Annotated in this window: 12 protein-coding genes; 4 read left to right on the top strand and 8 right to left on the bottom strand. The window is 58.1% G+C overall.

Going from position 1 to position 15,163, the window contains the following annotated elements; genetic code table 11:
* The 3 genes from mtnN to HBA26_RS19230 all read left to right on the top strand — a co-directional run.
* The coding region (gene mtnN, locus HBA26_RS19240; RefSeq protein WP_166720990.1) for a 5'-methylthioadenosine/S-adenosylhomocysteine nucleosidase at positions 1 to 616 on the top strand (616 nt) is incomplete at its 5' end.
* Entirely contained in the window at positions 609 to 1,409 is an 801-nt protein-coding gene (gene btuF / locus HBA26_RS19235; RefSeq protein WP_088204388.1) for a vitamin B12 ABC transporter substrate-binding protein BtuF, read from the top strand. The genes mtnN and btuF, both read left to right, overlap by 8 nt.
* Positions 1,410 to 1,430: 21 nt before the next feature.
* The gene (locus HBA26_RS19230; protein ID WP_023616579.1) at positions 1,431 to 2,054 is read left to right on the top strand and encodes a TRIC cation channel family protein; all 624 of its coding nucleotides are present in this window, start codon (positions 1,431 to 1,433) and stop codon (positions 2,052 to 2,054) included.
* 58 nt (positions 2,055 to 2,112) lie between these two features.
* Here HBA26_RS19230 and erpA read toward each other — a convergent pair whose 3' ends face one another.
* Positions 2,113 to 2,457, bottom strand: a complete 345-nt coding sequence (gene erpA, locus HBA26_RS19225) for an iron-sulfur cluster insertion protein ErpA (RefSeq protein WP_008501923.1) — start codon at positions 2,455 to 2,457, stop codon at positions 2,113 to 2,115.
* Positions 2,458 to 2,536: 79 nt separating this feature from the next.
* A complete protein-coding gene (gene clcA / locus HBA26_RS19220; protein WP_166720989.1) occupies positions 2,537 to 3,937 on the bottom strand; it encodes a H(+)/Cl(-) exchange transporter ClcA in 1,401 nt (466 codons plus the stop codon).
* Positions 3,938 to 4,114: 177 nt separating this feature from the next.
* Between clcA and hemL the strand changes: the two genes are divergently transcribed.
* On the top strand, positions 4,115 to 5,395 hold the full coding sequence (hemL, locus tag HBA26_RS19215; RefSeq protein ID WP_041911201.1) for a glutamate-1-semialdehyde 2,1-aminomutase: 1,281 nt from the start codon (positions 4,115 to 4,117) through the stop codon (positions 5,393 to 5,395).
* An 84-nt stretch (positions 5,396 to 5,479) separates the two neighbouring features.
* Here hemL and fhuB read toward each other — a convergent pair whose 3' ends face one another.
* The 6 genes from fhuB to HBA26_RS19185 all read right to left on the bottom strand — a co-directional run bounded on the left by fhuB (position 5,480) and on the right by HBA26_RS19185 (position 15,147).
* A complete protein-coding gene (fhuB, locus tag HBA26_RS19210; RefSeq protein ID WP_166720988.1) occupies positions 5,480 to 7,462 on the bottom strand; it encodes a Fe(3+)-hydroxamate ABC transporter permease FhuB in 1,983 nt (660 codons plus the stop codon).
* Positions 7,459 to 8,349, bottom strand: coding sequence for a Fe(3+)-hydroxamate ABC transporter substrate-binding protein FhuD (gene fhuD, locus HBA26_RS19205; RefSeq protein ID WP_028015564.1), 891 nt, complete (start codon positions 8,347 to 8,349; stop codon positions 7,459 to 7,461). Before fhuD ends, fhuB begins: the two co-directional genes overlap by 4 nt.
* On the bottom strand, positions 8,349 to 9,146 hold the full coding sequence (gene fhuC, locus HBA26_RS19200; protein WP_126345462.1) for a Fe3+-hydroxamate ABC transporter ATP-binding protein FhuC: 798 nt from the start codon (positions 9,144 to 9,146) through the stop codon (positions 8,349 to 8,351). Before fhuC ends, fhuD begins: the two co-directional genes overlap by 1 nt.
* 50 nt (positions 9,147 to 9,196) lie before the next feature.
* Positions 9,197 to 11,452 carry a ferrichrome porin FhuA gene (gene fhuA, locus HBA26_RS19195; protein WP_045259489.1) on the bottom strand — a complete coding sequence of 752 codons (2,256 nt, stop codon included), beginning with the start codon at positions 11,450 to 11,452 and terminating at the stop codon, positions 9,197 to 9,199.
* 201 nt (positions 11,453 to 11,653) lie between these two features.
* A complete protein-coding gene (locus tag HBA26_RS19190; protein ID WP_126345461.1) occupies positions 11,654 to 12,658 on the bottom strand; it encodes a fimbrial protein in 1,005 nt (334 codons plus the stop codon).
* Between the two features lie 8 nt (positions 12,659 to 12,666).
* On the bottom strand, positions 12,667 to 15,147 hold the full coding sequence (locus tag HBA26_RS19185) for a fimbria/pilus outer membrane usher protein (RefSeq protein WP_126345460.1): 2,481 nt from the start codon (positions 15,145 to 15,147) through the stop codon (positions 12,667 to 12,669).
* Between the last annotated feature and the right edge of the window lie 16 nt (positions 15,148 to 15,163).

Below are 15,163 nucleotides of genomic sequence, written 5' to 3'. Positions count from 1 at the left end.
TCCGGCGTCGGCAGCGTCAGATGTGTATAAGAGACAGGTTGAGGTGGCTCTGCTGAAATCAGGCATCGGTAAAGTGGCTGCTGCGCTGGGTGCGACCCTGCTGCTTGAGCGCTGCAAGCCGGACGTCATCATTAACACGGGCTCAGCAGGCGGTCTGGCACCGACGCTGAAAGTGGGCGATATCGTTGTCTCCGACGAAGCGCGTTACCACGATGCTGACGTCACCGCGTTCGGCTACGAGTATGGCCAGCTTCCGGGCTGCCCGGCAGGGTTTAAAGCTGACGATAAACTGATAGCGGCGGCTGAAGCCTGCATTGCTGAGCTCAATCTCAACGCGGTACGCGGCCTGATTGTCAGCGGTGATGCGTTCATCAATGGCTCCGTCGGTCTGGCGAAAATCCGTCATAACTTCCCGCAGGCGGTTGCCGTAGAGATGGAAGCGACCGCGATTGCGCACGTTTGCCACAATTTCAGCGTACCGTTCGTGGTGGTTCGCGCCATCTCTGACGTGGCAGACCAGCAGTCTCACATCAGCTTCGACGAGTTCCTGGCCGTTGCGGCAAAACAGTCCACCGTGATGGTGGAACGCCTGGTGCAGAACCTGGCGCGTGGCTAAACGGTCTATCAGGGCGCTGGCCGCCCTGCTGCTGCTTGCACCGGCGTGGCTGTTCGCCGCGCCGCGTGTGATTACCCTCTCTCCCGCTAACACCGAACTGGCGTTTGCCGCCGGGATCACCCCCGTTGGCGTCAGCAGCTTTTCAGATTACCCCCCACAGGCGGCCGGCATTGAACAAGTGGCAACCTGGCAAGGGATGAACCTTGAGCGCATTGTGGCGCTTAAGCCGGATCTCGTGCTGGCCTGGCGCGGCGGTAACGCCGAGCGGCAGGTGAACCAGCTCACCTCGCTTGGCATCAAGGTCATGTGGGTTGACGCGGTAAGTATTGAGCAGGTCGCTCAGGCTCTGCGCGCCCTGGCCCCTTATAGCCCTGCGCCTCAAAAAGCCGAGAGTGCGGCGAACCAGATGCTCAGCGACTATGCCGCGCTGAAAGCCCAATACGATACGCCTGTTAAAAAGCGCATCTTCCTGCAGTTCGGCAGCCAGCCGCTGTTTACCACCGGAAAAGGCTCGATTCAGAACCAGGTGCTGGAAGTCTGCGGCGGTGAAAATATCTTTGCTGCCAGCCGGGTACCGTGGCCTCAGGTGAGCCGTGAGCAGGTTCTGGCGCGCCAGCCACAGGCCATCGTCGTGGTCGGAAATGCGAGCGAGATTCCTAAAATTAAACAATTCTGGCAGAGCCAGCTAAAAATTCCGGTGATCCCACTCAACAGTGACTGGTTTGAACGCGCCAGCCCGCGTATTATCCTCGCCGCAAAACAGCTCTGTGCCGCCCTGGCAGAGGGTCATTAACATTTGTTCGAGGATTTAACGATGCTCGTTTATTGGCTGGATATTCTTGGTACAGCCGTTTTTGCTATCTCCGGCGTCCTGCTCGCCGGAAAACTACGCATGGATCCGTTTGGCGTGCTGGTGCTTGGCGTGGTGACCGCCGTTGGCGGCGGGACAATCCGCGATATGGCGCTGGCAAATGGCCCGGTGTTTTGGGTGAAAGATCCTACCGATCTTGTGGTCGCCATGGTCACCTGTCTGTTGACCATTGTGCTGGTTCGCCAGCCCCGCCGATTACCCAAATGGATATTGCCGGTGCTGGATGCCGTCGGTCTGGCCGTGTTTGTCGGTATTGGCGTCAATAAGGCGTTTAATGCGGGCACCGGCCCGATGGTGGCGATCTGCATGGGCGTGTTAACCGGCGTGGGCGGCGGCATCATTCGCGACATTCTGGCGCGGGAGGTGCCGATGATCCTGCGTACTGAAATTTACGCAACGGCCTGTATTGCGGGCGGCATTGTCCACGCGACCGCGTACTACACGTTTGCAATTCCGCTGGAAAACGCCGCGATGCTGGGGATGGTCGTGACGCTGGTGATACGTTTAGCGGCGATACGCTGGCACCTGAAGCTGCCGACGTTTGCGCTGGATGAAACTTCAAGATAGGCGTCGTTTATAAGCCCGGTGGCGCTTCGCTTACCGGGCCTACAATCCGCATTCAGGCTTAAATGCTAAACGAAGAACCACACCCGCAGGTGCTTGTTGCGTTCGGGTTGGTCACCACAAAACGCGAACCTTCCAGACCTTCGGTGTAATCCACCGAACCGCCCACCAGATACTGCAGGCTCATCGGGTCAACTACCAGCGCGACGCCTTGCTTCTCGATGGTCATATCGCCGTCGTTCACCTGATCGTCAAAGGTAAAACCGTACTGGAAGCCGCTGCAGCCGCCACCGGTAATATAGACACGCAGTTTCAGATCCGGATTGTCTTCGTCGGCAATCAGGGTTTTCACTTTGTTGGCTGCTGCTTCGGTAAACTCCAGCGGCACAGCTACGTCATCACTCATCTTATGCTCCCATGAATACTGCTATTGGGTAAAATTCACCCAATTCTTTTCGTCATTATCTAATACCCTGGTAATTCATTCAAGTATTCTGCGTGGCGGCCCGCTCCGCCTCTTGTTTTGCCAGGGTACGCGCGAGGATGGTGGAGTATAGCGGTTTTCCACCCAGGAATTGGGCTAATAGTGTCGCGCCGAGACAGGTAATGATCATTGGCAAAATGAGCTGGTAATTATCCGTCATCTCCAGCACCAGCACGATGCCGGTTAACGGCGCGCGCAGGGAGGCGGCCAGCAGCGCCCCCATCCCGGCCACTGCAAAGGTGCCGGCGTCCAGATGGTAAGCGGGGAAACCTGCCTCAGCCGCCATACCAAACGCGGTGCCGAGCAGCGTTCCCAGCGCCAGCATCGGGGCAAAAATTCCGCCGGGCGCGCCGGAGGAGAAGCACAGTACCGTCGTAATGACCCTGGAGAAAAACATAAACAGCAGCAAACCCACGCTGAAATTCCCGGCTGCGGCAATGGGAATCAGCCCGAAACCGCCGCCCGCGGCATTCGGTTCGATAAAGCCGAGCACGCCACAAATGCCGCCCAGCAGGCCGCCCATCAGCACCCATTTCGTGGTATTGCCGCCGTGAACGCGCTGGAACATATCCTGAGCGCGTAAGATAAAGGTGTTAAACAGCGGGCCCACCACACCAAAAATCATGCCGAGGATCAGGTATAGCCACAGGGTGTTAACCGGTGCGTTGGTCAGTTTACCGACTTCAATCACCGCCCCTTCGCCATTAAAGATGCGAAAGACGATGCTCGACATAATAACGCCGGTAAACACCGCTTTAATGGAGATCAGGTTGTAGCGGAACTGCGCGCGCATCTCTTCGATGATGAACAAAATACCGGCCAGCGGCGCGTTAAACGCCGCAGAAAGCCCCGCCGCTGCACCGGTGGCCAGCAGCGTATGGCGCGCCTCGGCGCTGCGCATGCGGAACAGATCGCCCACCATGCGGCCGACGTTCCCCCCCAGCTGCACCGTTGGCCCTTCCCGGCCGAGCACCATCCCTGCGCCCAGCGTCCCCATGCCGCCAATAAACTTAACCGGGATCACCCGCCACCAGCGCACCGAGCGCAGCTCCTCCAGCGCGCCTTCAATTTCCGGGATGCCAGACCCGCCCGCCTCCGGGGCGAATTTACGCACCAGAAAATACCCCACCATGGCAAACAGCGCAGACAGGCCGAATGCCGCTACCCAGACCAGCCATTCACGATCGGCAAAACCGGCTACGGTACCCACTCGCCAGTTGAGTACGGCGTTAACCGCTTTTTCAAACGCCACGCCAACCAGCCCTGCAAGGGTACCCACCACGGCAGCGGCCAGCAGGATCGCCAGCGGCGTTTTATCGCGATTGAGCAGCCGCCGAATGCTGACTCGGTGCTGGGCGCGCGTAAACTGTTGTTCTTCGAAAGACGGGGAATCTGATTTCATGTCCTGTTCTTATTCGTCATACAAAAAGCCGCGAAGATTTTACCAGAGACCTTCCCTGCGACGCCTGAAAAATACTTAACAAATCTTAAAGCATAAACAGGCTAAAAATTTCATAACCTTCTGCGGATCACTTAGAATAGTGTGCTTAATCATTTTATACGAACCAGGAACGACGCCATGAGCAAGTCTGAAAACCTCTACAGTGCAGCCCGCGAGCTAATCCCCGGTGGCGTGAACTCGCCAGTACGCGCCTTTACCGGCGTGGGCGGCACGCCGCTGTTTATTGAACGTGCTGACGGCGCGTATCTGTATGATGTCGATGGCAAAGCCTATATCGATTACGTCGGTTCCTGGGGGCCGATGGTTCTCGGACATAACCATCCCGCCATTCGTAACGCGGTCATCGAAGCCGCGCAGCGCGGCCTGAGCTTCGGTGCGCCGACCGAGATGGAAGTGAAAATGGCGGAGCTGGTTACCGAACTGGTGCCGACCATGGACATGGTGCGTATGGTGAACTCCGGTACCGAAGCCACCATGAGCGCCATCCGTCTGGCGCGCGGCTTTACCGGTCGCGACAAAATCATCAAATTCGAAGGCTGCTACCACGGCCATGCAGACTGCCTGCTGGTGAAAGCGGGCTCCGGCGCGCTGACCCTCGGCCAGCCAAACTCGCCTGGCGTACCTGCTGATTTCGCGAAGCACACCCTGACCTGCACCTACAACGATCTGAACACCGTTCGCGCGGCGTTCGAGCAGTATCCGCAGGAGATCGCCTGCATTATCGTTGAACCTGTTGCGGGCAATATGAACTGCATCCCGCCGCAGCCTGACTTCCTGCCGGGCCTGCGCGCGCTGTGCGATGAGTTCGGCGCGCTGCTGATCATCGATGAAGTGATGACCGGCTTCCGCGTGGCACTGGCGGGCGCCCAGTCTTATTATGAGGTTGAGCCGGACCTGACCTGCCTCGGCAAAATCATCGGCGGCGGCATGCCGGTCGGTGCTTTCGGCGGTCGTAAGGACGTGATGGAAGCCCTGGCGCCAACCGGCCCGGTTTACCAGGCGGGCACGCTATCCGGTAACCCAATTGCCATGGCTGCAGGCTTCGCCTGTCTGACCGAAGTGGCGCAGCCGGGTATTCATGAAACCCTGACGGACCGTACCACGCAGCTGGCAAACGGTCTGCTGGAAGCCGCAGAAGAAGCGGGAATTCCGCTGGTTGTTAACCACGTGGGCGGCATGTTCGGGATTTTCTTCACCGATGCGAAAACCGTGACCCGCTATCAGGACGTGGTGAAGTGCGACGTTGAACGCTTCAAGCGCTTCTTCCACCTGATGCTGGAAGAAGGCGTGTACCTGGCACCGTCCGCGTTCGAAGCGGGCTTTATGTCCGTGGCGCACAGCGAAGAAGATATCAATAACACCATCGACGCGGCGCGTAAGGTGTTTGCGAAGCTTTAAGGGCATTGCCGGGTGGCGCTAACGCTTACCCGGCCTACGATGTTCTCCCTCTCCCCGTGGGAGAGGGTATCAGGCCGCACCTGACTACCGACTCTGCTTTCTCAACAGATAGATAAAGTAAGGCGCACCGATAAAGGTCGACAACAGGCCCGCCGGGATCTGATACGGGAACAGCACCATCCTTCCACACCAGTCGGCAAACACCAGAATGACCCCGCCCGTCAGGGCCGACATCACAATATGTGGCATCGTCCGTCGGAAACCCATCATTCTGGCGATATGCGGCGCCATCAACCCTACAAAGCTTAGTGGACCGATGGTCATGGTGGCGGTTGCCGTCAGACACGCCGCCAGCAGAAGAAGCGCGACGCGCGTTGGCGTCAGCGCTAAGCCGACCGCACGCGCGGTTTCGCCCCCCAGCGGCAGAATAGTCATCCAGCGACGGCACAGCGGTACCATCGCCAGCAGCACGATCATAACGCTTCCTGACCAGGCAACCTGGCTGGCGGTGGCGTTGTACGTTGAGCCGGAAATCCAGGTCAGGATCTTCGCCATGCGCGGATCGCCGCTCGCCTGCAGCATCATCAGCAGCATAGTAAAGGCGGTGCTGAGCGCCATACCGGCCAGCAGCATGCGGTGCGGAGAAAATCCGCCGCGGCCAGAGGCAACCAGAATAATCATCAGCGTGGCCGCCGCACCGATACTCCCGGCAGGCATCAGCCAGCCAAACGCATTGCCCGGCACCAGGAAGAGCATCAGCACCACGCCAAAGGCCGCGCCGGAACTGATCCCCAGCACTTCAGGGCTTGCCATCGGGTTACCGGTCAGACGCTGAATAATACAGCCCGCCACCGCCAGCATCACCCCGGCAATCAGCGCGGAGAGAATACGCGGCCAGCGCCACTGCAGCAGTTCGTTGAGTAAGTCACCCGTTGCCCAGTGCCAGCCTGCGGCATCGCGCCCAAACGCGAGGGCGGCAAACGAGGCGATAAGCAACACCGCCAGACCGGCAAGGCTGAACCACAGCACCGACTGACGTTCAGCGTAGACCTTATCGCCAGCGTCCATCGCTGGGGCGCTGATACTGCGCAGACGCGGGAGCAGCCACAGCAGCAGCGGCGCACCGATAAGCGCCGTTGCCGACCCGGTAGACACTTCCATCCAAACGCGCGCCAGCCAGAGAATGATCTGATCGGAAAGCCAGAGGATCAGCGCCCCGATCAGCGGCGCCAGCAGCAGACGTGCCAGAAGGCGACGCGCCCCGAGCATTTTTGCCAGCAGCGGCGCAAAGAGGCTGATAAACCCGATGATGCCAACCGCGTTAACCAGCAGAGCGCTTAACACAATCGCCAGCGTGAGCGCCGCCAGACGAGCCAGCGACAGCGCCAGCCCCAGGTTGCGCGCCACGCCATCATCCAGCCCCATCAGAGTGAGCGGGCGAAGCAGCAGCAGCGTGAGCACCACGCCGCCAAACAATTGTGGCCACAGGCGCTGGACGATACTCCAGTCGGTCTGGGTGAGCGTGCCGGTGCTCCACATAAACATGCTTTGCAGCTGGTCGTGGTGAAACAGCACCAGCAGCTGGTTGATCGCGCCGCAGTAGAGGCTGACGACCAGCCCGGCGAGGATCAGCGTGACCGGCGAGAGACGTTTTCCCCAGGCCACGCCAAAGACCAGCGCGCCCACGACGCAGGCGCCTGCCAGCGCGGCAAACTGAGAGGTTAATGCCCCCGGCAGCGTCCAGAGGGTGGTGATGGTGATCCCCAGCTGTGCACCCGTCGCCACGCCCAGCGTAGTTGGCTCCGCCAGCGGGTTACGCAGCACCTGCTGGAACAGCACGCCCACCAGCCCCAGCCCCGCCCCGACCAGCAGGGAGATGCTAAGACGCGGCAGCAGGCTGTAGTGGAACAACATCTGCTGAATATTGTCGATATCCGGAGCGGCAAACGCGGCCGCCCACTGCTCGCGCGGCAGTGCCGTGGAGAGGTTGAACCCGGTTAGCGCCAGCGCCGCCAGAAAAATCAGCCCCAGCAGCAGCGCCGGGAAACGGGCAATACGCGTACTCATGCTTTGCCCCCCATCACGTTGTCCAGCACGCGGGCAAAGTGCATTGCCGACAGCGTCGCGCCGTAAAACCATACCGCAGGGGCGCGCAGGAAGCGCTGCTCGCGCACGAACGGCATCGCCTGCCAGAGCGGGGTCGCCATCAGGGTTTGCATTTCACGCTCGTTGCCGTGGTCAAAGCACAGCACGTCGACGTCGCGAAACGCCGCCAGGCGGTCGATGCCCACGGCGGTGCTTCCCCAGAACGTCATCTCGCCTTCCCAGGCGTTGCGAATGCCGAAGTTGTCGAGCACTTCCTGGAACAGGCAGTTCTTTCCAAAGACCAGCATATGGCGGGCATCCAGCAGCGTCACCATCAGCAAAGGCCGATCGCCACGGCGGGCAAAGCGCGGCTTAAGAGACTCAATCAGCGCGTCAAACTCATCGAGATGCTGTTTTGCTTCCGCTTCCCGGTTGAGGAACTGGGCCATCTCGTGGATAGAATTTTTTGCCATGGTCAGCGGCTTTTTACCGTCGCTAAAGGAAAAGCCTCGTCCCGGCGCAATCTTCGCCATGATCTCTTCCGACGGGCCATACCCCGCAGACCAGAACAAATAAGACGGTTTCATCTGCGTGAGAAGCTCAAGGTTTGGCTCCGTGCGCAGACCGATGTCGATGACCGAGTCCGGCAGTTTTGGCTCATTCACCCACAGGGTGTAGTTGGGAATGTCGGCCACGCCGTAGGGCGTGATACCCAGGGCCATCATCAGCTCGACGGGTAACCACTCCAGCGCCACGATGCGGTGCGGATCGATAGCGGCGGCGCGGGCCGGGGCCATCTTCAACAGCAGCGGCGAGAGCGCCATGGCCGTCAGCAGGCGACGGCGGCTAATGTATGTTGAATCCAGCATCAGTAGACAAAGCTCACGGGAGCTGCCCCGGCAGGGTGAGGCAAAATACCCATCGGAATACCGTAAATATGTTCCAGCGTTTCGCTGCGCATCAGCTCAGACGGCGTACCCTGAGCGATCATTTCACCGCCGCGCAGCGCGACGAGGTAGTCACAGTAGCGCGCCGCCATGTTGATATCGTGCAGGACAGCGATCACCGTCAGGCCGCGCTGCTGGCTTAAGCGATGCACCAGCGCCAGCACGTCGACCTGATGGGCGATATCCAGCGCAGAGGTCGGTTCATCCAGCAGCAGGCAGCGGCTGTCCTGCGCCACCAGCATCGCAATCCACGCCCGCTGACGTTCACCGCCGGACAAACTATCCACCAGGCGATGCGCCAGCGGTTTTAGCCCTACCAGCGCAATCGCCTCTTCTACTTTCTCCCTGTCGGCGACGCCGAAGCGGCCAAGTGCCCCGTGCCACGGATAGCGGCCAATCGCTACCAGCTCACGCACCGTCATCCCTTCCGCCTGCGGCAGCTGCTGCGGCAAGTAGGCCACCTTGCGGGCAAAGGCTTTACTGCTCCAGCCCTCCAGCTGCCGATCGTCCAGCAGAATATCCCCTTCAGAAGGTGGCTGGTGGCGTCCCAGCATCTTGAGCAGCGTGGATTTACCGGAACCGTTGTGGCCAATCAGGCCCGTCACTTTACCGGCAGGAAACGTCAGAGAGAGCGGATGCAGCAGGGTGCGCCCGGGTACGCGAAAGGAGAGATTATTGAGCGTAAAGGTGGTGTCGGATTGCGTTTTATTATCCTGCATGTCAGCCAACTTAAATAAAAAGGGCACGGCGAACCGTGCCCATAAAGAGGTTAGAAGCGGAAGGTCGCGGTGGCGACAACCTGGCGTTCAGCACCCCAGAAGCAACCGTAGGTGTTGAAGCAGCTGGCAACGTACTCACGATCGAACAGGTTGTTCACGTGAAGCGCGACGTTTGATCCGGCCATGCCTACACGCGCCAGATCGTATCTGACCAGTGCATCAACCAGTGTATAGCTTCCAACAGTGAAGCTATTCGCCGGGTCACCTTTGCTGGAGCCGGTATAACGCACGCCAGTACCCAGCGTCAGGCCAGACAGTGGGCCGTCAAACATCGTGTAATCACCCCACAGGGATGCCATATGTTTTGGCACCTGCGCCGGCGTGTTGCCTTTGTAGTTGGTGTCGGTGGTGTATTCCGCATCGGTATAGGTATAAGAACCGACAACGTTCACGCTTGCAGAGAGCGCCGCTTTGGCTTCCAGCTCTACGCCACGGGCGCGGATCTCGCCGCCTTCAACGGAGAAGGGTGAGCCAGTTGGGTCAGCCATCAGGTTGTTGGTTTTGGTCAGCTGATACACTGCACCGGTGATCACGATCGGACGATCGTTAGGCACGTATTTCACGCCCGCTTCGTACTGTTTGCCTTTAGACGGTGAGAATGGTTTACCTTGAGCGTCGGTCAGGGAAGCCGGTTCAAAGGATTCGCTGTAGCTGAAATAAGGAGTTACCCCGTTGTCGAACAGGTAGTTAACGCCGCCACGCCAGGTGAACTGAGTATCATCACGCTTGGCGGTGGTATTTAATACGCGGTTGTAGGACTCCTGATCGGCCCAATCGTAACGGCCGCCCAGTGTCACCAGCACTTTATCCCATTCGATCTGATCCTGAGCGTAAACGCCGGTCTGCTTCTGCTTGTTCAGCACCTGGTAAGCACCAGATGGTCCAGGGTGTGAACCGAAATCGAAATCGCCACGATCGAGATCGTAAATATCGGATGGCGCAACGGAGCCGGCATAGCCGAACCAGGAGTTAATGTCATTACGCATGCGCATGAAATCAACGCCTGTCAACAGAGTATGGTCGAGAGCCCCCGTCGCGAACTTGCTCTGAAGCTGCGTATCAACGGTGAAGTTTTGCAGCTTCTCGTCATCGATCACATACTGGCGAGTCAGCGTATGCCCCCATTGTGACTGAGGAATGCTCGCGCAAGGGCTGGATGCCGGATTACTCGAATAGAGCGGATCGGAACACATGCCGTAGCCGTAAACGCTGTTTTGCGAGGTTTTGTTCTCGGCAAAGCGCAGATTCTGACGCACGGTGAAAGTATCGTTGAATTCGTGGTCGAAGCTGTATCCCACCATTTTCTGGTTACGGGAATAGGTGTTGTTCTTCGCGCCTTCATTGAAGTTAGTCGGCAGACGATCGCCGTTTGGCAGCGGGTCAACCGTCCCCTCTTTTGGCAGCCAGCCGTAGTAGCCCGTTTCAGGCTCGTTCTGGAAGTAGGAGAGGAACGTGAAGGTGGTTTTGTCATCCGGACGCCAGGAGAAGGATGGCGCGATGGCATAACGCTGCTCGCCCTTATCTTCCTGCTGCGAATTGTTCGAGCGCGCAACGCCCGTCAGGCGGTATGAATAGACACCGTCATCGTCGATCGCATCGCTGAAGTCAAAGCCTGTCTGGAACAGGCTGTCGGTACCCACTTTAAACTGGATCTCTTTCAGCGGCTCGGTTGTTGGGCGCTTACTTACCATGTTCAGCAGGCCGCCTGGGCTGCTTTTACCGTACAGAACGGAAACCGGACCGCGCATGATTTCGGCGCGCTCCAGCATGTACGGGTCTATCACCGCGTCGTTATAGAAGTTGCCCTGCATCTTCATGCCGTCGAGGTAGTTGTTCTGGCTCTGGCCATCGGCCGCGAAACCGCGAATAACCAGATAATCATAGGTGTTGGACGCACCACGCGTGCCCACCGCAACGCCCGGCGTGTAGCTCAGGGCTTCTTTAACCGAACGCGGCTGGTGCAGCGCCATCTCTTCGGCCGTCACCACAGAAATAGACTGTGGAACCTTTTGAATTGGGGTGTCTGTTTTGGTACCGGTCGCAGATTGGCGGGCGGCGATAGTCGCAGCAGGTCCCCAGGCACTTTCCTGTGCAGCAGGTGCAGCGGTAACGGTAATAGTATCTTCTTTTTTCGGGGTTTCGGCAGCGTGAGCAAATGCAGACATGCCGGCAACCGCTGTGGCTACGACAACCGCGACTTTACGCAGCGACGTGTTAATTGGCTGAGCAGTATTGGAAAGCGCCATGTTTATCTCTGATGGAAAAGTGAATGATAACGTAAACGAGAATTATTATTATGACCGCAGAATAATATGCGAAACGCTGGTTGCATAGCAAGCAGTAAGCGGCCCTACAAGATTTAAGGGTTTAAGAATTAACCAGATGAAAAGAGAGGGTTAACGAAGTTAATGAAATGATCCTTAGCCCGCCAAAGCGGGCAGGATGAATCAACGGTAAAAGAGCTCGAACGTCGCGACAGAATCGACTTTGCCGGCTTTTATCTCGCCCGTCCTGACGTAGCGAGCCTTGAGTGGGATCTCGACAGGAACGTTGTCCTGCGTGCCGGTTATCGCCGTATAGTTCCGATCGAACTGCAGTACAGTATCATTCTGGTCAAGGATCTGAATGCCGACGCCTTCAGCGGCGGAATCTCCGGAGGCGATCCCCAAAATATTGCCGTTCGTGACGCCCGTTGATCCCGCGCTGGTAAACTGATAATCCACCTTTGTGCCTGCCGCGCAGTCGGTGATCTCAATCTTAAAGCTGCCGTCCGTGAGGATGTCAGAGTATTGGCCGCTAAAGTCCTGGGTATTGACCGTTTTCAGCGGCACATAGATGTTGCGATCGACCAGGTTACAGGTGTTTGTGGTGATGCGAATAGTGGTGGGAGAGAAGCGCATTTCACCGATCGGCGCGTTGCCCAGGATATCCATTGAGGTTAACCGTGAGGTATCAAGATCGCCCTCCTGGATAGCGCCCGTGACGACCAGCTGGGCAGCGGCGCGAAATACAGATGTACTTGTCGAAGAGCCGTGGATCGATCCCAGAAATTGCATGGGCCGGACTAAATCCTGTTCAGTGTAACCGGGAAGCCGTTCGGTCGATGACGCCGCACGGATGCCAATACCCGGCACGTTGGTCTGATAAACCCCGCTCATCACACCTTCGCGCGCATCCGCATCCGTGAGGTACAAATACCCGCGTCGAATTTGCGCGTCACCGCTACAATCCACCGTCACCGCTTTACTCTCGACGCTGGCGTCATAAAGCACGGTGCCGACGGGCGTGTCGGGGGCGACAATAATGACCGGGGGAAGCTGAAACGTCACCACGGCATCCGCGTCAGCGCTGCCGTTGAAGGTACAATCTGCCCGGGCTGAATGGCAAAATGCCCCCGCCAGCACAAGCAGTATCGGTGGCAGGAATGTGTTAACGATACGTCGTAGGTTCATGAGATACCTCAGTTAAGGCAGTTGACCGTGGCTTTCACGATCCCTGCCGCGCTGTGCGAGGGAAGATCCAGCGTCCCGTGACACTGCCGATCGCGCTCTTCTCCCCACTGCACGCTAAACGTTGTTTTGCCGGACAGCCCGGTCAGGTAAACCTCACCGTCATCACCCACGATGGCCGTGGTGTTATCCAGCGCCACCACGGCACCAAACGGCACGGGCTTACCCGCATAGAGCAGGGTCACCAGCGCTCGCCGCCCCACGCGCGCGTCGAACGTGGCCGGCACTGCCGCCCCTTTCGTCGGCACGAGATCCAGCGTTGCCGCGTCGATATCAATATCTTCCCGATCCTGCGTATTCACGGTGATGACGTTGTGCCGGTAGGCCGTCAGAGAAGGAACGATCGCGTTACCAAAACGGTCCGTCGTGATGCCACGTCCGTTCTGCACTTTGACGTTATCACCATCTTTAATGTGCACAATGGCGAAGGCGTCGCGTACGGGTTGCCCCAGCGTCACGCCATGCTCGTGAGCAACGATTGACCCCTGAGCGCTGTAGTTCCACTGCCGATTGTTACCACCGTAGCTGTACCCCATCCCTACCTCACCGGAAGCCCCGCGATAACGCCCGGACAGGCTGCCACCGTAGCCCGTATCCTGGTTGGCATAGGTCTGCTGGAGGTTGTAGCTCAGCTTATTGTCCTCCAGCGCGGTACCGCCAAGCCCAACCTGATGCGAGACAAATCCGCCACTGGAGGTATTGGCACTGTAGGTTGCCCAGGAATTCGGCAGCCACTTTGATAACGGAATGTTGACCGTCAACGCCATTTGCCGGTCGGTATCGGCATCTGGCGTGCGGGTCAGGTTGTAACTTATCGACCAGGTGATGTCGCGCCAGCTGGAGCTGAACCCCGCGCTGACGCTACGCTCATGGCCGTCCATATCCCAGTAGTCCTGCTGATATCCGTTGAGATAGGCCGAGCCCCAGTCAGAAACCCGCTGGGAAAGGTTGAGCTGCATGCGGCTACGGCGGTTATTAGTTCTGCGGTAGGTATAAATGCCGTCATCGATTTCGCTGTCACGCTGATCGATAGCTTCCTGAAAGGTATAGAACCCCGATGTGGAGTAGCGATAGCTGGCAAGCGTGATGGTGGTATCCGTGTCGGGAATATCTTTTGAATACTGCGCCCGCCAGGATAAACCGCTGGCATCGTCACGCCCGTCATCAAACGCGGTACGCGCGGCCGTGAGGTCGACAGAGGCGGAGCCGAAATGCCCCAGATCGGCACCGAGCCCCAGCAGCAGCGCGTGATACAGTGATGAACCCAGCGCGCCGGTATACGCCGTGACGCCGTAAGGCAGACCATAGATGGCTGTGCCTTGCACAAAGGTGGGTTCGTCTTCACCTTCATTACCGCGATAGCGCCCTGCGGCCAGCGAATACTTAAAGCCGCCTTCCCGCTGTAACACCGGCACCGACGCGCTGGCCTGGATGAAGCTATGCTCGCTGCCGTCCGCCTCTTCGACAGTCACTTCCAGATCGGCTCCGGATGTTACCTGGCTTAAATCGCGGATCTCGAACGGCCCCGGCGAGACGTTTGTCTGATAGATGGTGTAGCCGTTTTGCTTGATAGTGACTTTCGCATCGCTATTGGCAATACCGCGCACGACGGGCGCAAAGCCCTGCTGACTAACAGGCAGCATAGAAGTATCCGTTTCCAGCTTCACGCCGGTCATCTGGACGCTGTCAAAAAGTTCACCATTGGTATATGTCTGACCAATCTCAAGCTGGCTTTTCAGCGTTTTGATGTCGCGTTGTAACGTGCTGGCAATGCCCTCCCAGCCGGAAGCGTCGCTCCAGGTGCTGTTATTCCGCAGCCGCCACGCCCCAAGGTTAATCCCCGACTCCAGGCCAAGCCAGGTCGAAGAGGTTTTGCCCGAACTGTAGTGCTGCTGAGAACCGCTGAGTTGATAGCTTGTCCAGGCGGCAGGCGCGCCGTCATCCCAGAATTTTGGATGTATCGCGCCAGCGGCAGCATGGTCGCGGTACGCCTGCGGGATGACCAGCTTCAGGGTCTGGTCATCCTGATTGTATTCGTAACGGGCATTTTCAATGAAATGAGAGATATCGCGGACATAAGCGCCGTCATCCAGATCTTTTAAGTCCGGGATCGTGTCGACTTTCACGCCGTAATCGCGCAGATCCGCTTTCGTCAGCTCCGGCAGCAGGCGCTGTTTATCGTCAGACAGCACGAAAGCGATGGGACGTTTATCCACTACATCCCGATCCCACATAACAGTCGTAAGGTAGCTTCCGGCAAGTAGCCCGTTATCGTTAATGAAGTTTTTTAATGTAGAGGTATTTTCGAGGGGCGTATCCAGCTCAAGGATCCGCAGGTTAAATTCGTCATCAGCACTTGCAGGCTGGATCGCGGCGAGCAGCGTCAGCGCGATCCCGTACAGTACCTGTTTGTGAAGCAGAGATGACGACATAAAATACCAACATGAT

Source organism: Enterobacter sp. 725m/11, from assembly GCF_011683705.1.
GTDB lineage: Bacteria > Pseudomonadota > Gammaproteobacteria > Enterobacterales > Enterobacteriaceae > Enterobacter > Enterobacter bugandensis.
Note: the sequence above shows the minus strand (reverse complement) of the source record. Positions and strands in the feature narration are given on the sequence as shown.